The organism is Nocardiopsis xinjiangensis YIM 90004, from assembly GCF_000341145.1.
GTDB classification, from domain to species: domain Bacteria; phylum Actinomycetota; class Actinomycetes; order Streptosporangiales; family Streptosporangiaceae; genus Nocardiopsis; species Nocardiopsis xinjiangensis.
In genome coordinates, this window is the sequence record NZ_ANBE01000032.1 from 77,333 (window position 1) to 98,144 (window position 20,812).

A 20,812-nucleotide genomic window follows, 5' to 3' on the forward strand; every position below is an offset into this window, starting at 1 on the left:
CACTCGACGCGACGATGCGCCGCCCCGAGGGGTCGGGGCGGCGCATCGGAGCCGGTCTCTTCGGTCTGACTCACTACCTGTGACGGGACCTAGTCCAGGTAGTCACGGAGCACCTGCGAACGCGACGGATGACGGAGCTTCGACATCGTCTTGCTCTCGATCTGCCGGATGCGCTCACGGGTGACACCGTAGACCTTGCCGATCTCGTCTAAAGTCTTCGGCTGGCCGTCGGTGAGACCGAAGCGCATCGACACGACGCCGGCCTCGCGCTCGGAAAGGGTGTCGAGCACCGAGTGGAGCTGCTCCTGCAGGAGGGTGAAGCTGACCGCCTCGCCCGGCTGGATCGCCTCGGAGTCCTCGATGAGGTCACCGAACTCGCTGTCGCCGTCCTCGCCCAGCGGTGTGTGCAGAGAAATCGGCTCTCGGCCGTACTTCTGCACCTCGACGACCTTCTCCGGGGTCATGTCGAGTTCCTTGGCCAGCTCCTCCGGGGTGGGCTCGCGGCCCAGGTCCTGGAGCATCTGGCGCTGCACACGCGCGAGCTTGTTGATGACCTCGACCATGTGCACCGGGATACGGATGGTGCGTGCCTGGTCGGCCATGGCGCGCGTGATGGCCTGGCGGATCCACCACGTGGCGTAGGTGGAGAACTTGAAGCCCTTGGTGTAGTCGAACTTCTCCACCGCACGGATCAGACCGAGGTTGCCCTCCTGGATGAGATCCAGGAACAGCATGCCGCGGCCGGTGTAACGCTTGGCGAGCGAGACGACCAGACGCAGGTTGGCCTCGAGCAGGTGCTTCTTGGCGCGCCCGCCGTCCTCGGCGATCCAGTCCAACTCGTCGCGCAGTTCGAAGGCGAGGGCGTCGCTCTCGTCGGAGAGCTTCTCCTCCGCGAACAGGCCGGCCTCGATGCGCTTGGCGAGCTCGACCTCCTGCTCCGCGTTGAGCAGCGGCACTTTACCGATCTGCTTCAGGTAGTCCTTGACCGGGTCCGCAGTGGCACCGGCAGCCACCACCTGGGCTGCGGGGGCGTCGTCGTCGTCCTCGTAGAGGACGAAGGAATCGTCCTCGCTGGTGGGCTTGGTCGGGGCGCCCACGGCCTCGGGCTTGGCCGGCTTCTTCTCGGTCTCGGCCGGGTCCTCGACCAGCTCCAGCTCGGCGCCGGTGTGCTCGAGGTCGTCCATCTCCTCGTCGGCGAACTCACCGGCGGGGGCCAGCTCGAGGTCCTTCTTGCCCGACTTCTTGGCCGTGCCGGCCGTGCCGGCCGTGCCGGCCGTGCCGGCCGTGCCGGCCGTGCNTCGTGCTGGTCTTCTTGGCCGCGCTCTTCTTGGAGGTCGACTTGGCGGTGGTCTTGGCCGCCGCAGTCTTCTTCGCAGCGGGCTTCTTGGCCTCCGCCTTCTTGGCAGGGGCCTTCTTCTCCTCGGCCTGCTCGTCGTCGGAGGAGTCCACGACGGCGGTGACCGTCTCGGGCTGTTCCTCCGCAGCGGCCGCACGTGCGGGTTTGGCCGCGGCTGCGGGCTGGTCGGCCGAGCGCGTCCCGGTGGACGCGGCACGGTTGGAGTTGGAGGAGGACTTGCGCCGCGAGGAGGACTTGCGCCGCGAAGAAGCCGATTCGGGAACGAGGACCGTCACACCTTCCTTGGCGAGGCTGCGGAGCACGGACTGCGCCTGGGACATGGGGATTTCGGCCTCTTCGAAGGCACGGCGCACGTCCTCGGGCTCAAGAAAGCCCTGGGACCGCCCACGCTCGATCAGCTGCTGAATGACGGGCTCTTGCAGTGACTCGGACTGCTTCGAGCGAGTCGAACTGGCAGATGACACAAACACCTCTCGAACGGACGTGTGGCGAGACTTCGGACCCGGTGGCCCGCCTGGCCGGGACCGGGCACGTCACCCTCTCCCACCTGCGGCCTGGGATCCCCCACGGGGCGGGGAAGCCGAGCTTCATCCCCGCGTCGCGGGATGGAACGGCTTCTTCACTGTAAGCAAGACATTGGACTTGTTCGTACGGTCTACCGCTCCGGCGCCGAATCGATCACCGGAAGTTGAACAGCGAGCAGCGTGACGTCGTCGTCCTGCTCGTACCCTTCGAGCATGCTCTCCACAAGGTACTCCAGCATCTGCTGTGGGTCGCCCACGACCTCCGGCGGCGCCTCCGACGCCACGTGGACGAGCTCGTCCAACCCGGCGTCGACGGAGCGTTTGCGGTTCTCGACCAGTCCATCGGAGTACAGGGCCACGGTGTTACCGGGTTGCACGAAGAATTTGTGATGACCTCGCTCCGAGCTGATCCCCAGCGGTGTGTCCGGGGCGGTTTCCAGCAACGAGGGACCGGCATTTGCGACCAGCAGCGGCGGCAGGTGCCCGGCGTTGCTGAGATCGAGCTGGCCCGTGACCGGGTCGAGAACGAAGTAGACCAGTGTTGTGACTTGGTCCATTCCCTCTGTGGCCTCGAACATGCGGTCCAATCCGGTCAGCACGTCCGCGGGTTCGGGCATGGAGAAGGCCAGGGCCCGCAGGGCGTTGCGGATCCGGCTCATCCCGGCGGCGGCCGGGATACCCTTGCCCATGACGTCGCCGAGGACCCCGGCCACACGCCCGTCCGGCAGGGGGAAGGCGTCGTACCAGTCCCCGCCCACCTGCACGTGTTGGGAGCCGGACCGGTAGAAGGCGGTCAGGTTGACGCCCTCCACCTCGGGGAGTTCCTCGGGCAGCAGGCTGCGCTGGAGCTCCTCGGCGGTCCCGTGCTCGCGTTCGTAGAGCATGGCCCGTCCGATCGCGAGGGCGCACTGACCGGCCAGGGCCTCCAGGAAGACCCGTTCCTCCTCGCCGACCTCACGCGGGTCCGTGAAGGCGAAACGCAGGGCGCCGATGGGGCGCCCGCCGACCATCATCGGCAGGGCGGCCCAGGCTCGTTCGGGGGTGGCCTCGATGAGTTCCTCGACCTCGGGGGCCTCCTGCAGGAGCGCACGCAGGTCGGCCGGGCAGTCCACCAGTACCGCCTGCCTCCTGGCGACCGCGTGGGCGGCCACGTCGGGATGGTGGAGGGGGAACGCGCGCCGGGGCAGATCATGGCCCTGGCCGGCGGCCATGACCCGCAAGCCGGAGTGGTCGCGGTCCAGCAGGACCACGGAGGTGTGGTGCGCGCCCACGCCGGAGCGCCCGATGTCGCTCATGGCGTGCACGACCTCATCGGCGGTCAGGGCCTCGGCCAGGTCGGAGGTGGCCTTCTGCAGCCGGGCCGTACGCATCGCGGCCTCGCTCAACTGCTGGTTGAGGCGTTGGCGCAGTTCGAGGGCCTCGCGCTCGGTGGTGACGTCGACGAGGGTTCCGACCCATTCGGCGGTCTCTGCGCCGTCCATGATCGGGTGGGCCCGGGCCCGGAAGTGGTCGTAGCCGCCCGAGCGGGTACGCAGGCGGAACATGGCGTCGAAGGGGGTGATGTCGAGGACGGCGTCGCCCCAGGCGCGCTCGACCCGTGGACGGTCGTCGGGGTGGAGCGCGTCGAGCCAGCCGTGGCCCGTGAAGTCCTCGGGGGCCTGGCCGGTGATGGCCCGCCACTTGGGGCAGTCCTCACGGAACTCCCCGCCCGGGCCCGCGGTCCACACGATCTGGTTGCCGGCCTCGAGCAGGGCGCGCAGGCGCTGCTCCTCACGGCCGACGCCGTCGTTGCGTGCTGCGAGGAGGGCGACGTGGTACTCGCCGGCGACGGGTTCGGTGACGGGGAACCAGGTCAGCTCCCACACCTGGTCGTCACGGGTGTGGTGGCGGTCGCGCACTGCCTGGCCGCTCTCGCGCACGGATTCCAGGGATTCGCGGTAGGCGGCGGCGCGGCCGGGGTCCTCGTCCTCCTCGAGCAGGGCGACGGGTTCCCGGCCCAGGCACTGGGCAGGGGTGCGCCCCAGCAGGTCGGCCATGCGTTTGTTGATGGTTCCGAACGTGCCGTCCGGGCCGAGGAGTGCGAAACCGATGGGGGAATCCGTCAACAGGGACGTCACCGCATCGGGAAGTTCCGCCTGGTCGATTCGCGGTGGCGGAATCGATGTCTCGGCGCTCACGTACTCGACACCTCCGGAACCCTGGGATTCCCCAACGGTGTTTCGTGGGGGTTTCTGTCTGGACCGCGTGGCCCCTGTCGGTCTGGGGGCGTCCACGACCGATGTCGTGGAAGGCGCGGAACCGAAGTGCGCTCGGGGGGCTCCGCGACCTTCGGGAGTCACGCTCCATGACTCCTCTCGGCCGCTGTCACGGCACAAGCATAAGACACACGGATCCTCACGCAACGGCCGTCGTCAGCCCGACAGGACCATGAAGGCGGAACGTAAAGGGTAAACCACTGAACGGTCTGATGGTGGTGACGGGGTCGCGCCCGGACCGCGTGTTCTCCTGCGCTTTCCTGTTCTCGGTACTCTGGTGAGCTTTGCAATGAACACGCCGAAACTGATCCGTTATATGCCCGAATCGTCCACTTTAAAGTATTGACCTGCAAGGACGGCGTCCGCCGGGTAAACGTCCGGTGTCCGAGGTTTTATCAGGCACGAGTGGCGGCGGGGGTTGACAGTCGTTCCAGAACAAGTGAAATGGGTGAAGGTCACCGTCCAGACCATCTTCAGCTAGGGGTGTGAGCGAGAATGCTCCAGACCTTCCCGGTCCAGGATCTGAGCCGGATCTCAGCACGGCTCCACGACGAGTACAGCGCGCTGTCCCACCGACGTGTGGAGCGCTGCGTCAGCGACACCTGGAAATGCGCCGAACACCTGGGGATCGCGGTCACCCCGCACCTGGTGGAACGAGTGGCGCGCGAGCACCTGGAAGCCATGGTGACCCCCTCGCAACCGGACCGGGACGCACCGTCGACCGGCGCACTGTTCACCGGTCACCACCCGGTCCCGGGAGCGCGCTGAGACGGGGCCGGACACGAAGGGCACGCAGGTCCACCTCGGACCGCGTGCCCTCGACGTGTGTCGGTACAGGCCACGGCCCCCGTGGCCGCCACAGACCCGACAGACGGCGACGCCCCATCGTAATCTCTGGCATACCCTCTGGTGGTGCCCTCCCCAACGCCTTCTTCACCTGCAGACCCCGAACCCGTCCCCACCGCCGTCTTCGACGAGATGCTGCGTGCGGCCAGAGCCCTGTTGGCCATGCGCCACCCGCTCGACGCCGAGATCGCCTTCAGCGACATGCTCGGCAGTTGGTGGGGCGAGCGTCTGCCCGGTGTGGACGTCGAACGCCTTCTCGGTGAGGGCCTCATCGCCCACGCCACCACCTCCGACCGCCCCGCCGGGCTGGGGATCCTCGCCGCGGTGACCGCTCTGGGCACCAACGACACCCAGCGCACCCTGGCCGAACAGGGGGTCATGGCGCTGCGTGAGCGGGGTCTGACCGTCCCCCGGTGGGCCACCCAACTGGGTTGGGTCACGCCACTGTCGGCCCACGTCAACGGCGACCGGTTCGGCGACATCGACGAGGTGGTGCTGGTCTTCGGACGCGAGAGCGAGCCGGGTGGCGCTTCCCCGGAGGCCGAGCACGCGCTGATCCTGGTCCAGGACCACAACGGCGGCGGAGTGCTGCGGGACGCCTGGATCACCACGAAGGTCGAGACCCTGCTCGAGCAGTGCCGGGAACGTGCCCGGTCCGACGACTTCGCACGTTTCGAGGAGCTCGATCCGGCCACCGCCCGGGCCGTGTTGGAGCGGGCCCTGCGCCGCACCGAGCAAGTGGTCTCCGGCGCCGACCGTTCGGAGGCCCCGGTCCCCCAGGCCGTGGGGTTGACCGCCTCCGATCTGACCGGTGGCTCGCTGGCCACGCACTTCGCCCTGGCCAACTCACGGGTGCGGCACCTGCCGGAGCCCTCACCGGAGGCACCCTCGCCCGTTCCGGTCTGGCGGCGCGACCGGCGCGCCATGCTTGCCGCGCGGTTCCTGTCCTCCGACGAGGCGGCCGAGCTGTCCGACTCCTACGCTGCGAGCCGCTGCACCGACCACATCATCACTCACGGGTGCGACATCGACAGCGGGCGTCCCCTCCGGGTGAGCCCGCGCAAGGTCGAGTCCTTCCTGCTGCACTGGCTGCCCGGACGGGTGGTGCTGCTGCCCGAGGAACAGGAAGCCATGCCGCACGTACTGGCCGCGTGGGTGCGGTGGGCCGGATCGCGCGACGGGCTTCCGGAGGTCGCGGTCGGCGCGACCCTCGACGCGGTGTGGGAGTCCACCGCCGCTTTCGCCCGCACCTACCGGGACCCGGCCCGGCCGTTGGGTCTGCGCCAGGAGGCCGTGCGCCGGCTGTTGCCCGACGGCGACTTCGCGGCGCTGGCCCGGCGCATGTTCGCGTTCCCGCTCATGGCCAGTGAGATCGTGGCCTGGGCCCCGGACGAGTTCGACCTCGACACCTCGCAGGGGCGCCGTGCGCTGTTGCGGCTGGACCATTTCGGTGAGTACGACGCCACGACCCCGCACAACGGCCGCCATTCCAGCGGACGGGACCACTGGTACCGGCCGGTGACCGGGCGCGATCCCGACCGCGAACGCGAGTTGGACCGGCTCGAACGGTTGGCTGTGCGGCTCTGGCACGGGCGACCGCCCAACCTGTGGGCGGCCGCCCGCCGTATGCTCGACCGGAGCGTGGCCCGTCCCACGGTGCTCCGGGCGTTGGACGAAGTACTCGGTGCTGCCACGAGCGAGAGTGAGCTGCGGCGCAGGCTGGATTCCCTCTGACCGGCAGCGCATCCGGGAACCTCACACCAGCATGCGCTCGCGCAGGGCCTCCAGGGTCGCCCCGTTCACACGCAGCCCCTCGCTCACGTAGGTGTCGAAGGATCCGTAGGCAGCGTCGACCTGATCGAAGGCGATGTGCAGGTACTCGGCACGCACCCGTGTCATGGGCACGACGTCCTCCCAGTCCAGCCCGCTGTGCTCCGACAACAACCGCATCCACTTCTCGGTGTTGGCCTGGCGGGTGTTGCTCTCCATGTAATCGCCGACGACGGTCCCGCGTTCCACACCCAGCAGGGTGAGCAGCAGCGCCGCGCCCCATCCGGTGCGGTCCTTGCCGGCGCTGCAGTGGAAGACCAGCGAGGTGGGCCCCTTGGCCGCACGTTCGACCAGGTCGCGGTAGCCGGCCAGGGCCTCGGTGTCGTTGACGAGGTCGCGGTAGACCTTGTCCATGAACCGTGTGGCGCCCCCGTTGCCGAACATGGCCCGTGCGGCCTCCGGGTCCGTGAGGGTCCGGGAGAAGTTGGCGCCGGCCTTCTCGGGGTCCTGGACACCCACGACGGTGTACTCGGCACCCTCGGGCACGATGTCGGGCAGGTTCTCGCGCTCGTGGGAGGTGCGCAGGTCGAGCAACTGGCGGATGCCCAGGCCGTTGAAGGTGGACAGGTCCTCCTCGGAGACCGAGTGCAGGGCGTCGGAGCGGAACAGCAGGCCCGGGCGGACGGTGCGCCCGCTCTCGGTCCGGTGTCCGCCGAGGTCGCGGAAGTTGGGGGCGCTGGGGAGGATGAATCCGTCTCTGTTCACGAAGCAGACCATATCCATCGCCCCGTCACCAGGTCACGGGGTGCCGGGGCGATGGAGGGATCAGCCCTGCTCGCGGAGGGCGGCGATCTCACCGCCGGCTTCCTTGACGTCCTTGGCGGTGTCGACGCCCCGCCAGAAACCGTCGATGCGGTAGGCGGTGAGCTCTCCGTCCTCGGCCAGCTCCGGGAACGTCGAGGACTCGTGGTCGCCCCGGGCCGGAAACAACGGTGTGATGGCGGGCTCGAACAGGTACACACCGGCGTTGATCCACACCGGCAGCAGCGGGCTCTGGGTGAACCCCTCGATGCGGTCGTCGGCGTCGACGTCGACGATGCCCCACGTGGTGCGGAACCGGGCGAGGGCGAGGGTGGCCAGACCGCCCTTGGTTCGGTGGTGCTCGGTCAGCTCCGCGAGGGAGAACCAGGTGAGCACGTCGCCGTTGAGGGCGAAGTAGGGGGCGTTCTGGTCGTTCAGACCGGTGGCCGCGTAGCGCAGAGCCCCGCCCCGTCCCAACGGTTCGTCCTCGACCAGGAGGGAGATCTCGGGGCCGCCGGTACGGGCCGACAGGTGCTCACGCAGCACCTCGGCCTTGTAGCCGCAGGAGACCACGACCTGCTTCACGCCGTGGTCGGCGAGCCACTCGAGCTGGTAGTCGATGATCGGGCGCCCGGCCACCTCGACCATGGCCTTGGGCCGGGTATCGGTGTAGGGCCGCAAACGGGTCGCCTGACCCCCGGCGAGGATCAACGCCTGGGTGACCGGTGTCTGGGGGTTCGGGGATGTAGCGCTCGTCATGGGGAGGACCATAGCAGCACGTCACACCGGATCCTCAGCGGACTTACCGCCGGTAACACCCATCAGGCCCCCTGCGTTGCCTCGCCGTAGGCCAGACGGACGTCCTCACTGGTCAGACGGGTCAGATCGGCGGCGGTGGCCGACTCCCCGATCTCCTGCGACACCCGCAGGTCCCGGTGCGAACAGGCCTTCTCGAACAGGGAGCGGGCGAACCGTCCGTTGCCGAGCTCGTCGATCAGGCCGTCACCGCACACGTGGCCGAAGATGCTGTGCAGGTCCGCGAGCGCGTCCTCGTCGAAGGTGTCACCGGTCCGGGCCGCCACGGTCTCGGCGATCTCGGTGAGCTCCCCGGGGCTGTAGGAGGGAAACCGCACACGCACGTCGAAACGGGAGGCCAGACCGGAGTTGGACCTCAGGAAACGCTCCATCTCCGCGGGGTAGCCGGCCAGGACCACCACCAGCCGGGACCGGTCGTCCTCGGCCCGCTTGAGCAAGGTCTGGATCGCCTCCTGGCCGAACGCGTCCCCGCCGCTGTAACCGGGGTTGACGAGCGAGTAGGCCTCGTCGACGAAGAGCACGCCCCCCAACGCGCGGTCGACCAGTTTGTCGGTCTTGAGCGCGGTCGCCCCCAGGTGCTCTCCCACCAGGTCGGCGCGCTGGGCCTCGACCACGTCGGCCTTGCCCAGCAACCCGAGGGCGGAGAAGACCCGGCCCAGGACCCGGGCCACGGTCGTCTTGCCGGTTCCGGGCGGGCCCGTGAAGACGAAGTGGCGCATCGGGGGCTGGTTGACCAGGCCCTGTTCCTCGCGGAGTTTGGCCACCCGTAGCTGCGCCACGAGCGAACGCACCTGGTTCTTGACCGGGTCCAGGCCGATCATGCCGTCCAGCTCGGCCAGGGCCTCCTCGATGTCGGGCGACTCCCCGAACCCGGCCAGGTGCGCGGTGAGTTCGGTGTAAGCGGTGCGCACGTCGGCGGCACGCACGGTGATGAGGTCCTCGGCCTCGGGACGGGACGCCGGAGCACCGTCCTCCACACCCGAGGTGACCACACGCACGTCACGGGCCTGAGCGGCCTTCTCCACGACCGAGCGGGCGAAACGGCCGTTGCCGAGCTCGTCGACGACCTCGCGCTTGACCGCCTGGTCGAAACCGCGCCGCAGCGCCCGGGCCGCATCGCCGTCCAGGGTGTCACCGCGCCGGTGCACGAGGGTCTCCGAGATACGGAAGAGTTCGTCGGAGGAGTAACTGGGGAAGGTGATGCGGGTGGCGAAGCGCGAGGCCAGACCCGGGTTGGTGGTCAGGAACTCCTCCATCTCCTTGGCGTAGCCGGCCAGGATCACCACGAGCTGGTCGCGATCGTCCTCGGCCCGTTTGAGCAGGGTCTGGACGGCCTCGTTACCGAACCGGTCCTTCTGGCCGTCGCCCTCGTTGACCAGGGAGTAGGCCTCGTCGATGAAGAGCACCCCGCCCAGGGCCCGGTCCACGAGTTCGTTGGTCTTGATGGCGGTCGCACCCAGGTACTCCCCCACCAGGTCGGCGCGCTGGGCCTCGACCACCTGGGCGCTGGGCAGCAGCCCGAAGGAGTGGAAAACCGTGGCGAGTGTGCGGGCGACGCTGGTCTTGCCGGTCCCGGGCGGGCCGGAGAAGACCAGGTGGCGCAGGGGGCGTTCGACGGGGAAGCCGGCGTCGGCGCGCAGGCGGGCCGCTTCGATGGAGGCCGCGAGCCCGCGGACCTGCTGTTTGACCGGGTCCAGGCCGATCATGTCCTCGAGCTCGGCCAAGGCCTGGTCGACGGGGACCGGCTCGTCGTCGGAGGCGGACGCGGCCGGGCCCTGACCCTGGCCCTGGCGTTCCGTGGCGGATGCGTCTTCGCGTCGGTGCGCCTGGCGCCTCTGGTCGTTTCCGGTGGTGCGGGCCGCAGCGGGGTCCGGGCGTTCGGCCTCGCGTTTCTCCCGGGCCTCGTCGGCCTCGCGTTCGATCCGGCGTGCGGAGGTCAGGCGCCACAGCAGGCACCCGGCGGCGGCCAGATAGACCAGGGCGATCGTCCACCAAGCAGGGAAAGGGCCGTCGGCGTCGCCGCTCAGCCCGCGCACGATCATCCACAGCAGGGCGAGGGAGAACCCGGCGAGGAGGCCGGCCGTCAGCGCCAGGGTCGTGGTGTGCCAGACGGGATACTCGCGCACGCGCCCGGCCACGAGGACGGCCAGGATCGGGACCGGCAGGAGCAACAGGACGAGCGGACTGCCCCCGAGGGGGATCTGGAAGAGCAGGGAGGACAGGGTGAGCCACAGCACCGAGACGACGACGGTGATGAAGGCGTCCATGGACCGCATGAGGGCGTGGAAGGCCACCAGGACCACGACGACCGTGGTGAGCGTGCCCAGGACCGACAACCCGACGATCAGGGCGAGCAAGGAGGCGATGAAACAGACCAGGAGCGCGGCGACCAGGCGTCTGCTCAGCGGCAGAGCGTGGTAACGCAGGCGCAAGCGGCCCAACCGCGAGGTCCGTTCGGGCTGCGCCGCGGTGGCCGAGCGCGGCTCGCGCGTCATCCGTGCCCCTTCCTGATGGGGGTCAGTGGGCGGTCGACCGGGCCGGTCCGGGGGCGGGCCGGCTGTGTCGGGGGATACTACGCCGAAGGGTCCTTCGGGGTGGCGGCGACGGGCGGTTCGACGCCCCGGTCCTCCGGGTAAGCCTTGCGCCAACCAGGAGCGGATGTCCAGTGCGGGACGGCGTGTCGTTTCCGGTCCCCCGCGAGGGGCGGGTCAGAGCAGAGGGATCTGGCCACCCGGTGCGGGCCGGGTCCGGCGCAGGTGCCGCCATTTGGGCAGAGCGTCCAGATAGGACCAGGTCATGCGGTGATGCGGCGTGGGCCCCTCCTCGGCCAGTGTCGCGCGGTGGGTCGGCGAGGGGTACCCGGCGCCGCGTTCGAACCCGAACCCGGGGTGGTCCTCGGCGAGATCGGCCATGTGGGCGTCGCGGGCGACCTTGGCCAGGACCGCGGCGGCGGCCACGTTCACACAGGTCAGGTCGCCCTTGACCTGGGTGCGCACCGCCCAGGGACGGCCGATGAAGTCGTGGCGGCCGTCGAGGACGACCGCGTCGGGGCGTGTGCCGAGCCCGTTCAGGGCACGGTGGGCAGCGCGACGCAGCGCCTCGGTCATCCCGACCTCGTCGATCTCGGCCGGCGGGGACCAGCCGAAGGCGTGGTCGGTGACCCAAGGGCCGGTGAGGGCGGCGATCTCGCGGCGACGGACGGGGGTGAGTTTCTTGGAGTCGGTGAGGCCCGCGGGGACGCCGTCGACCGGCCCGGAGACCGCCGCGCACACGAGCACGGGGCCCGCCCAGGCTCCGCGTCCGACTTCGTCCATCCCCGCGATCACACGCGCCCCGCCGCAGCGCAGCTCCTCCTCCAGCTCGAAGGTGGGCGCGGGGGCGGGCTCCGGGGTCGTCGTCGGCACGCCTCCACCTTAAAGCCTCGGACGTGGCCCGCGACCGGTCCCGCGCGCTCCGCATGCCCGCAATACGCGCCCGGAGGCGAGCCCCGGTCCTGCGGGGCCGGGGCCGTCTGCACGACGCGGCCTGCGCCCTGGTCCGGGGCGGCCCCGGTCGTGCCTTCACCCATGACGCTCTGGGGCTGCGCGGGCGTGAGAGCGAGCTCGGCGAACACAGGTCGGGTTCGGTACCGGACCCGCTCGGCCTGCTCTCCCCCGCCCTTCCGGCACTGCTCGTGGCCGTCTCGGTCGCCTTCGCCATGGGGCTGCTCACACGGGTGGCCGACCCGCTGCTCGCCGCGACCTGCTCGTCCGCCTCACCCGGCCTCGGCCGAGCTCGCCCCCTTCTCGGGTCGGGGCACGAGCGCCGGTGCCGGCAGCGTGCCTACTCATCGTGTCTGCGCCCGGAAGATGGTCCTGGGGCCGCCTCGTCCCGGCCTCGCCCCCGCGTACACGGACACGGGCCGGAGACCGACATCCGGGCGGGTCCCGGGCAAAAGACCGCGCGGTTTCCCGCCGTCGCCCCGAACACGCACCGCCACTGCTCTATCCTGTGGGGCGGGCCGAGTACCGTCGGCCCTCCGAACTCTGACGCATCCCGGTGACCCGACGGGTCTTCTGCACGGGTGCGTCCCGACGACACGGATCCGCCTGGGAGTGCGCCATGTCCGCCGAGCCTTACGGCCCGACCCCTGAGGGGTCCGTGGCCAAATTGATGGAGCTCTCCGACAAGCCCACTTGGGGGAGGCGGCTCATCAGTTGGGCCTCGCGTCCGCCCGGACGGCTCTACATCCCCGCCTGCGCGGTGGTCGGGGCCGTGCTGCTGTACGAGGACAGCGTGCCCGGCGGCCACCTGCCGACCTTCCTCTTCGGCCTCATCGCCGGCCTGCTGCTGGCCGGCATGGGAGCGTTGCGCCTGGGGATCGCACTCGCCATCGCACGTCCGATGATCCGCTACTACTGGCTGCGCTGGATCTCCGCGCCGCTCGTGGCCGCGGTCGCCATCGGGATGGCCGTCGCCGACGTGCCCCTGCAGATGCGGGTGCAGGCCTCGACCGATCAGCTCGCCGAACTGCGCGAACAGGTAGACGGCTCCACGACGATCCCGCGCAACGACGAGACGACCGGTCTCTACCAGCTGCACAGTGTCTCTGTGGAGGACGACATCACCCACTACGAGATCGACGGCGCCGGCCTCGCCTCACCGGCAGGGCTGGCCCACAGCAACGAGGAGATCCCCGTCGGGATCTTCCTCCCCGGACAGGGCTCGAAGATCTACGAGCACGTGACCGGCGACTGGTACGTCTGGGTCGCCCACTGAACGTCCCCCGCCGCAGCTACGGGCCCCGAGGTCGAGAGCCGACCCGGGGCCCGAATTCTTACCTTCTCCTTGACGACTCGATGCCGTTCTCCAACACGGCTCTCACCTTCGCCCGATAAGAAGTGAGCGACGAGCCGGAAGAGGAACGAGTCCTCTCCCATCCCCCGGCTGAGAAGCCGAACCAGAGGGAGTCACACATGCGTGAGTTCATGCTCACCCTGCACCTGCGCATCCACGACGCGATCACCGCCATGCGTAGAGCCCACGCAATCGGAGACGACGACCTGGCCACCTCCCAGGCGGGAGAGGTCGAGGACCTCGTCGAGCTCGCAGCCCGCAACGGAATCGACCTCGGCAGCTGCTACGACTCCCTCCCCCTGGCTTCGACAGCCTGACGAGAACGGGCGGCCTCAGCGGCGCCCGTACCCCTCGCCCTGCTCGAACTGCCGGCTCATGGCCTCCTGCTGTCGGCGCTGGTAGTCCTCCGACATGCGCTGCTGGCGTTCGGCCGCAGCGGCCACCGAGCCCCGCGCAGCGTCGAAGGCCTCCGAGCCGTGCTCGTGGGCCGAGCCCGTCGACGAACGGGGCGCGCCGTCCATGACACGTGGCAGCAGCTGCGCGGTGAGCAGCGTCGAGAGGGTCGAACCGTCACCGGAGCCCGGCTCGGTCTGCACCACGACCGGCCGCGGGGCGCTCCCGGCCAGCGACGATCCCACGTCCAGGCGGCGCCGGGCCAACTCGTACTCCAGGACCGCACGGTTGTCTCGGTAGGCCGTGGCCAGACGCTGCTGCGCCTTGGCCTCGTTCTCCGCGGCCACCAGGTCGGCGCGGCCCTTCGTCTCGATCTCGTAGCGCACCCTCTGCGCCTCGGTCTCCTGCTCCTGGAGCATCTGGGCGACGTCCTTGCGTGCCTTGTTCAACGAAGCGTTGACCTCGACGATCTTGGCGTCCCGGGTCTTCTTGGAACGTTCGATGTCCATGAGGAGGGTGTCGATGCGGCGCTTGCGGGTCAGCCCCCACTCCTGCTCGTAGGCGACCAGCTCCTTGGCGACCCGTTCCCGGGTGGCCAGGTGCTGCTGGTACTGGTTGGGCAGCTGCACGTCGGGGATGTTGCAGCCGGTGATGGTCACACCGTACTTCTCGAGCCGGCTGTTGAGCAGGCGCCGCATGTCCTCCACGTTCGAACCGCGCAGGTCGTGGGCGGACTCGGTGTTGACCTGCCTGCTGCGCTGGCGGATGGCATCCTGCACCGCGCTGGAGAGCACCAGGTCGAAGTTGCTGGCCCCGATCATCTTCACGAACCGGACCGGGTCGATGATGCGGAACTTCAGGAAGAACTCGATCGACTTCAGGGGCACGTTCTCCCGTGTGGGGCAGGCCAGCACCGGCGCGGTGTAGGGGATCTCGGTGCGGGTGTCCACGACGAAGTCGACCCTCGCCCACGGGTGCCACAGGTAGTGGCGGCCCGGTTCGATGGCCCGCACGACAGCCCCGTACTTGGTGAGGACACCGTGGGTGCCCTCCTCGATCTCCACGATGGAACCGCGCCACCACCACAGGCCGGCCACGATGATCGCCAGCAGCCCCGCCAGCATCGTGGGCACTGTCAGGAGCGCATAGGTCACGGAGCCGGTGGCAGCGACGTCGATCGCCATCATCAGCGCGGAGAAGAGCGCGAACAGGCCGAACCAGACCAGGACCATCCATTTCAGGCCCCGGTTGTCGCGCGGGATCACCACGGGGACGATCGCTCCGCCGTCACCTCCGCGCAGCAATCCGGCCAGATCGCTCCACGATGCCAGGGACTCCTTGATGGTGGAGCCACTACCGCTGTTCATGGGCCGGCTCATCTACTGACCTCCCTGGTTCGTGTCGGGACCCTGCCCGCCGTGTTCCCACGGCGCCGGCGGGGGCCGGCCGGTGTCTCCGGTGGCTCCCGCCTCATCGGAGCCCTGGGGCTCGACCTCCTGGCTGATGCGCTCCTCCAGGGCGTCCTCCGAGACCGACTGGCGGATCTCCTCCACGAGGGTCTCGTCGGCCTCCTCCCCACCCTGTTGGGGCTCTTCGGCCTCCTGGACCAGCGCGTTGATCTCCTGCTCGCGGTCGGAGATGCGGCCGCGGATGTCCTCCAAGCGGCCACGGATGTCGGCCATGTCCTGCTCGGAGAAGAGCACCGAGTCGGTCTGGCCGATGATCTCCTGGGCGATACGCAGGTAGTCGACGCTGGCCTCGTCGCCCGAGCCGATCCGCAGCACCTGCGGCAGGCTCCCGGCGACCGATTCCAGCTTGGTGAGCACGTCCTCGCGGAAGCGGTAGTTGAGGATCTCGGGCGCCTCGGCCGCACTGACCGCCCGGATGTCCAGCGCCTGGGCCTGCAGGAGCGCGGCGTTGGCGTTGGCCTCCGACTCGGCCTCGACGAACCGTTGGCTCGCCAGTGCGTTGGCGCGGTTGGTCTCGCGCTCCAGGGCGGTGTCCATCTGCGCCTGGTACTGGGCGATGTCGGCCTGGATCGCCGACAGCGTCTCGTTGAGGGTGGCCAGTTCCTTGTTCAGGTCACCCTCGTTCTGCTCCTTGCGGAGCTGGAGCTCGTACTCGAACGTGTAGGCGTCCTTGGCCACACGGACCATTTCCGGTGCGGCCAGGTCCATGCGGTACTCCTGGTTGGAGGGCTCGGCATGGGTGATGTTGGCACTGGTCAGAACCACGATTCCGCTGAACTGGCGGTTGAGGGACTCCACCAGTCCGTGGGTGCTCTCGCCGACCATGTCGTAGATCGCCGAGGCCTCCTGCTCGTAGATGAGGCTGCGGGTGGTCTCGCTGATGGCGTTGCTGAGCTTCTCCTGGAAACCGTGCACACCGCCGAGCGTGTAGACGAAGTCCGTGGCGTTCTCGATGCGGAACTGCACGAACAGGTCGATGGAGGCCTGTACCCCGCTCTTGGTGGGGGCCTCGCGGATCGGCGCGTTGAAGGGGTACTCGCGCGCGGTGTTGACGATGTAGGAGACCCGCTTCCACGGGTTGAACAGGGTGACCCGGCCGGGCGCGTAGTTGTTCTCGCGCTTACCGAAACGGGTGACGATGGCCTCGCAGCCCTCGGGGACCATCACCATGCCCTGGCGCCACCACATGAAGGCGGCCACGGCCACGGTGATGAGCCAGTAGTGGACCCCGAAGAACGGATTGAACAGCGGGTTGCCCTGGCCCATCATCGCCTGCGGGATGAGCACGGTGAACAGCCCGATCACACCGATCGCCACCAGGGCCAGGGCCGGGAGCATGGTCACGAACGTGCGCCCGCGGGGGATCACCATGGGGCAGATCACGTGTACCGGACCGTCGGAACCGCGTTCGTAGGAGCTGCTGTTGATCGCTTCGCCGGCGTTGTTGAGCGACGTGGTCTGCTGTTCGATGCGGGTGCCCACCGAGGCACCTTGGTCGCGGGCGGCCACGAAGTCCCGCGGGTCGAGGCCGTCCTCTCCGGGCGGCCCTCCTTCCTGACCCGCGGCCTGCTGGGCCGCCTGGGTCGCGGCTTCGCGCGGGTCCTCGCCTTGGGCCACCGCGCTCGCCGCTCCGCGCACTGTCTGCGCAAAGGACATGGACACTCCTCGTTACGGAGATGGGGAACTGTAGGTTCCGACGCATCGTTCACCGGTACGGTTCCAGGTCAGAGCGCATCGTATAGCCAAAAACCGGAACCGGCCCTCCCCCACTCTGCTGCAGGGTCGGTCCGAAACCCAGGTATGGGCCCCGGTGTGAGCGGCAGGCCCCATACAAGCCCCTCGGCGGGGCCCGTTAACGTCGGAACGTGACGACCGTGAGGGTCGCACCCCCGGCCACGAGGAGAAGACCGATGCCCGCAGTATCCAGCGCAGCCCTGACCACCGCAGGCCTCATCGGGGGCTATTCGACCGCCCGTGCCACCGGCAACCGGCCCCTGGGCGGTGCAGTGCTCGCGGTCTTCGGCGCGGCCGCCTTCGAGACGGCCCGGCGCCGTTCCGGTGTGGGGACCGCCGTCGCGGTGACCGGTACCTACCTGGCGGCCTTCGGCCTGTCGCACCCGCTGGCGAAGAAGATCGGTGCCTGGCCCGCCGTTCTGAGCACGGCCGCCGCGACCGCCGCCGCGGCCGTGGCTTCGGGCGAACGCGGCGGGACCTGACCGGGCCCGCGATGCGGCCGGTCCTGCGACATGACCGGGACGTGGCGGAAGCGGTGCGGTTGCGTACGGGGGACCGGCCGCCGGGCCGGTCCCCCGTACGAACGGGGCGTCCGCGTGAGGCGGACGCCCCGGCGGGCGATCAGCTGCAGCCGCTGGTGGCGCCACAGCCCTCGCAGGCGTAGCAGCTACCGGACGGGCGCATCTTGGTGCCGCACGTGATGCACAGCGGGGCGTCGGCCATGAACCCCTCCGAGGAACCGACCTCCGCAACGGCCTTCGGGGGCTCCTCCTCGGTGCTCTGCTCGGCGCTCTTCTCGGACGCGGAGGACTCCTGCGACGGCGCGGCCGACTGGGCGTAGGACTCCACCTGCGCGGCGAGCTGCGCAGGGTCCTCCCCGTTGAGCTGGGCCTGGCGCTCGGCGGCCGAGAGCACACCCAGCGCGGCGCGCTCCTCGTAGGGCAGGTGGTCCAGGGCCAGGCGGCGGAAGATGTAGTCCACCACCGACTGGGCCATCCGGATGTCCGGGTCGTCGGTCATGCCGGCCGGGTCGAACCGCATGTTCGTGAACTTCTCCACGTAGGTCTCCAGCGGGACCCCGTACTGGAGCGCGATGGAGATGGCGATGGAGAAGGCGTCCATGACCCCGGCCAGGGTCGAGCCCTGCTTACCGAGCTTGAGGAAGACCTCGCCCAGGCCGTCGTCCGGGTAGGAACCGGCGGTGATGTAGCCCTCGGCTCCACCCACGGAGAAGGACGTGGTCTCGCTCGGGCGCTTCTTCGGCAGGCGGCGGCGCACCGGACGCGGGACCTCCACGGCCTGCGGCTCTTCCCGGCCCTTCTCCTCGCTCTTGACGGTGGAGAGCGGCTGGCCGACCTTGCAGTTGTCCCGGTAGACCGCGAGCGCCTTCAGTCCCAGCTTCCAGCCCTGGAAGTAGATGTGCTCGAGGTCGGCGACCGTGGCCTCCTCCGGCACGTTCACCGTCTTGGAGATGGCCCCGGACAGGAACGGCTGGGCCGCGGCCATCATGCGCACGTGGCCCATGGGCTCGATGTAGCGGCGGCCCATGGCGCAGTCGAAGACCTCGTAGTGCTCCGGGCGCAGGCCGGGAGCGTCGATGACGTGGCCGTACTCGGACACGTACTCCACGATCGCCTCGATCTGCTCGTTCTGGTAACCGAGGTTGGTCAGGGCGCGCGGGATGGCCTGGTTGACGATCTGCATGGAGCCGCCGCCGACCAGCTTCTTGAACTTGACCAGCGAGAAGTCCGGCTCGATGCCGGTGGTGTCGCAGTCCATCATGAAGCCGATGGTGCCGGTGGGGGCCAGCAGGCTCGCCTGCGCGTTGCGCCAACCGTTGCGCTCGCCGACCTTGAGGCAGTCCGCCCACTCACGGGTGGCCGCGGCGTGGATCGGGCGCTCCATGGTCCCGACGGTCACGAGGTCGTCGTTGGCGGCGGCGTGCTTGCGCATGACCCGCTTGTGGCCCTGCTCGTTGCGCTTGTAGCCGTCGTAGGTGCCCACGACACCGGCCATCTCGGCGCTGCGGCGGTAGGCGGTACCGGTCATCAGCGAGGTGATGGCGCCGGCGACCGCACGGCCGCCGTCGGAGTCGTAGGCATGCCCGGTCGCCATGAGCAGGGCGCCGAGATTGGCGTAACCGATGCCGAGCTGACGGTAGGCGCGGGTGGTCTCGCCGATCCTCTGCGTGGGGAAGTCGGCGAAGGTGATGGAGATGTCCATCGCCGTGATGACCAGCTCGGTCAGCTTGGTGAAGGCCTCGACGTCGAAGGTGTCGTCGTGACGGAGGAACTTCAGCAGGTTGATCGAGGCGAGGTTGCAGGAGGAGTCGTCCAGCGACATGTACTCCGAGCACGGGTTGGACGCGGAGATCCGGCCGGTCTCGGGGTTGGTGTGCCAGTCCTGGATGGTGCCGTCGTACTGGATACCTGGGTCGGCGCACTCCCAGGCGGACTGGGCCATCCGGTTGAACAGGCTCGTGGAGTCGACGGTGGCCACGACCTCGCCGGTGGTGCGGGAGGTCAGGCCGAACTCCGAGTCGCTCTCGACCGCACGCATGAACGCGTCGGAGACCCGCACCGAGTTGTTGGCGTTCTGGTACTGGACGCTGAACATGTCGGAGCCGCCCAGGTCGACGTCGAACCCGGCGTCGCGCAGGGCACGGATCTTGTGCTCCTCGCGGGACTTGGTCTCGACGAACTCCTCGATGTCGGGGTGGTCGACGTCGAGCACGACCATCTTGGCGGCCCGCCGGGTGGCGCCGCCGGACTTGATGGTGCCGGCGGAGGCGTCCGCGCCGCGCATGAAGGAGACGGGGCCGGAGGCGGTACCGCCGGAGGAGAGCAGCTCCTTGCTGGAGCGGATGCGGGACAGGTTCACACCCGCGCCGGACCCGCCCTTGAAGATGATCCCCTCTTCCTTGTACCAGTCGAGGATCGACTCCATCGTGTCGTCCACCGACAGGATGAAGCACGCGCTGACCTGCTGCGCGGACGTGGTGCCGACGTTGAACCACACGGGGGAGTTGAAGCTGAAGAACTGGTGGGCCAGGGCGTACTTCAGCTCGTGGTCGAAGATCTCGGCGTCGTCCTCGGAAGCGAAGTAGCCGTGCTCGAGGCCGGTCTCGGTGTAGACGCCGACGACGCGGTCGATGAGCTGCTTGAGGCTCCACTCCCGCTCGAGGGTGCCCATGGCGCCGCGGAAGTACTTGCTGGCCACGATCTGGGTGGCGTTCATCGTCCAGGAGGCGGGGAACTCCACGCCGCGCTGTTCGAAGTTGACCGTGCCGTCACGCCAGTTGGTCATGACGACGTCCCGACGCTCCCATTCGAGAGTGTCGTAGGGGTGGATCCCCTCAGTGGTGAAGACTCGCTTGATCTTCAGGCCCTTGCGTCCCCCCTTGCCCTTGCGTCCCGTCGGTCCGCTGGTGGTTTCCGTCATTGCGGAGTCTCCCCGGAATACTTCGTGGGCACGGTCGTTGTTGCCGTGCGGCGTCCATGGTGTCGAGGCGGGTATGGCGCTACCCGGTGGTGCTGTCGCCGGACGCGGACCCGACCTCACGGTCCGCGCGAAGGCTGGCGATCTCGGTCTCGAAGTCGGCGAGGCTCTCGAAACCGCGGTAGACGCTGGCGAAGTGGAGGTAGGCCACCTCGTCCAGGTCACGCATCGGTCCCAGGATCGCCAGACCGATCTCGTTGGCCGGTACCTCGGCCAGCCCGCGGCCTCGGATCTCCTCCTCGACCTGTTGGCCGAGCTGGGCCAGAGCGTCCTCCGAGACGGGGCGTCCCTGGCAGGCGCGCCGCACCCCGGCGATGATCTTGGTGCGGCTGAACGGTTCGGTGACCCCGGAGCGCTTGGCGACCATGAGCAGGACGTTCTCCTGCGTGGTGAACCGGCGCTCACAGACGGGACAGTTACGGCGACGACGGATGGCTGCGCCCTCGTCGGCGGACCTGCTGTCGATCACCCGAGTGTCTGGATGGCGGCAAAACGGACAATGCACCCCGAAAC

Annotated in this window: 14 protein-coding genes and 1 pseudogene; 5 read left to right on the forward strand and 10 right to left on the reverse strand. The window is 69.1% G+C overall.

Annotated features, from left to right (window positions below):
* Positions 1-89: 89 nt before the first annotated feature.
* Positions 90-1,764: pseudogene (locus tag D473_RS25770) on the reverse strand (RNA polymerase sigma factor).
* A 248-nt stretch (positions 1,765-2,012) separates the two neighbouring features.
* Complete coding sequence (locus D473_RS0115780; protein WP_026127005.1) at positions 2,013-4,058, reverse strand: SpoIIE family protein phosphatase; 2,046 nt, start codon at positions 4,056-4,058, stop codon at positions 2,013-2,015.
* A 573-nt stretch (positions 4,059-4,631) separates the two neighbouring features.
* Between D473_RS0115780 and D473_RS0115785 the strand changes: the two genes are divergently transcribed.
* The gene (locus tag D473_RS0115785; protein WP_017610029.1) at positions 4,632-4,904 is read left to right on the forward strand and encodes a hypothetical protein; all 273 of its coding nucleotides are present in this window, start codon (positions 4,632-4,634) and stop codon (positions 4,902-4,904) included.
* 210 nt (positions 4,905-5,114) lie between these two features.
* The gene (locus D473_RS0115790) at positions 5,115-6,716 is read left to right on the forward strand and encodes a hypothetical protein (RefSeq protein ID WP_017610030.1); all 1,602 of its coding nucleotides are present in this window, start codon (positions 5,115-5,117) and stop codon (positions 6,714-6,716) included.
* A gap of 21 nt (positions 6,717-6,737) precedes the next feature.
* Here the strand turns inward: D473_RS0115790 and D473_RS0115795 are convergent, their stop codons facing one another.
* The 4 genes from D473_RS0115795 to D473_RS0115810 form a co-directional block, all read right to left on the reverse strand.
* The gene (locus D473_RS0115795; protein ID WP_026127006.1) at positions 6,738-7,535 is read right to left on the reverse strand and encodes a tyrosine-protein phosphatase; all 798 of its coding nucleotides are present in this window, start codon (positions 7,533-7,535) and stop codon (positions 6,738-6,740) included.
* Between the two features lie 42 nt (positions 7,536-7,577).
* Entirely contained in the window at positions 7,578-8,312 is a 735-nt protein-coding gene (locus D473_RS0115800; protein ID WP_026127007.1) for a nucleotidyltransferase family protein, read from the reverse strand.
* 62 nt (positions 8,313-8,374) lie between these two features.
* A complete protein-coding gene (locus D473_RS0115805; RefSeq protein ID WP_026127008.1) occupies positions 8,375-10,864 on the reverse strand; it encodes an AAA family ATPase in 2,490 nt (829 codons plus the stop codon).
* A 213-nt stretch (positions 10,865-11,077) separates the two neighbouring features.
* Positions 11,078-11,773, reverse strand: coding sequence for a ribonuclease HII (locus tag D473_RS0115810; RefSeq protein WP_017610033.1), 696 nt, complete (start codon positions 11,771-11,773; stop codon positions 11,078-11,080).
* Positions 11,774-12,470: 697 nt separating this feature from the next.
* Here D473_RS0115810 and D473_RS0115815 point away from each other — a divergent pair.
* Both D473_RS0115815 and D473_RS0115820 read left to right on the forward strand, forming a co-directional pair.
* Positions 12,471-13,127, forward strand: a complete 657-nt coding sequence (locus tag D473_RS0115815; protein ID WP_017610034.1) for a hypothetical protein — start codon at positions 12,471-12,473, stop codon at positions 13,125-13,127.
* Between the two features lie 197 nt (positions 13,128-13,324).
* Entirely contained in the window at positions 13,325-13,522 is a 198-nt protein-coding gene (locus D473_RS0115820; RefSeq protein WP_017610035.1) for a hypothetical protein, read from the forward strand.
* Positions 13,523-13,537: 15 nt separating this feature from the next.
* Here D473_RS0115820 and D473_RS0115825 read toward each other — a convergent pair whose 3' ends face one another.
* Entirely contained in the window at positions 13,538-14,977 is a 1,440-nt protein-coding gene (locus D473_RS0115825; RefSeq protein ID WP_017610036.1) for an SPFH domain-containing protein, read from the reverse strand.
* Complete coding sequence (locus D473_RS0115830; RefSeq protein ID WP_026127009.1) at positions 14,978-16,723, reverse strand: SPFH domain-containing protein; 1,746 nt, start codon at positions 16,721-16,723, stop codon at positions 14,978-14,980.
* 254 nt (positions 16,724-16,977) lie between these two features.
* On the opposite strand from D473_RS0115830, the gene D473_RS0115835 reads away from it, so the two are divergent.
* A complete protein-coding gene (locus D473_RS0115835) occupies positions 16,978-17,283 on the forward strand; it encodes a hypothetical protein (RefSeq protein WP_017610038.1) in 306 nt (101 codons plus the stop codon).
* Between the two features lie 139 nt (positions 17,284-17,422).
* Here D473_RS0115835 and D473_RS0115840 read toward each other — a convergent pair whose 3' ends face one another.
* Positions 17,423-20,242, reverse strand: coding sequence for a vitamin B12-dependent ribonucleotide reductase (locus D473_RS0115840; RefSeq protein ID WP_017610039.1), 2,820 nt, complete (start codon positions 20,240-20,242; stop codon positions 17,423-17,425).
* Between the two features lie 79 nt (positions 20,243-20,321).
* The gene (gene nrdR / locus D473_RS0115845; protein WP_026115817.1) at positions 20,322-20,804 is read right to left on the reverse strand and encodes a transcriptional regulator NrdR; all 483 of its coding nucleotides are present in this window, start codon (positions 20,802-20,804) and stop codon (positions 20,322-20,324) included.
* Positions 20,805-20,812: the final 8 nt, after the last annotated feature.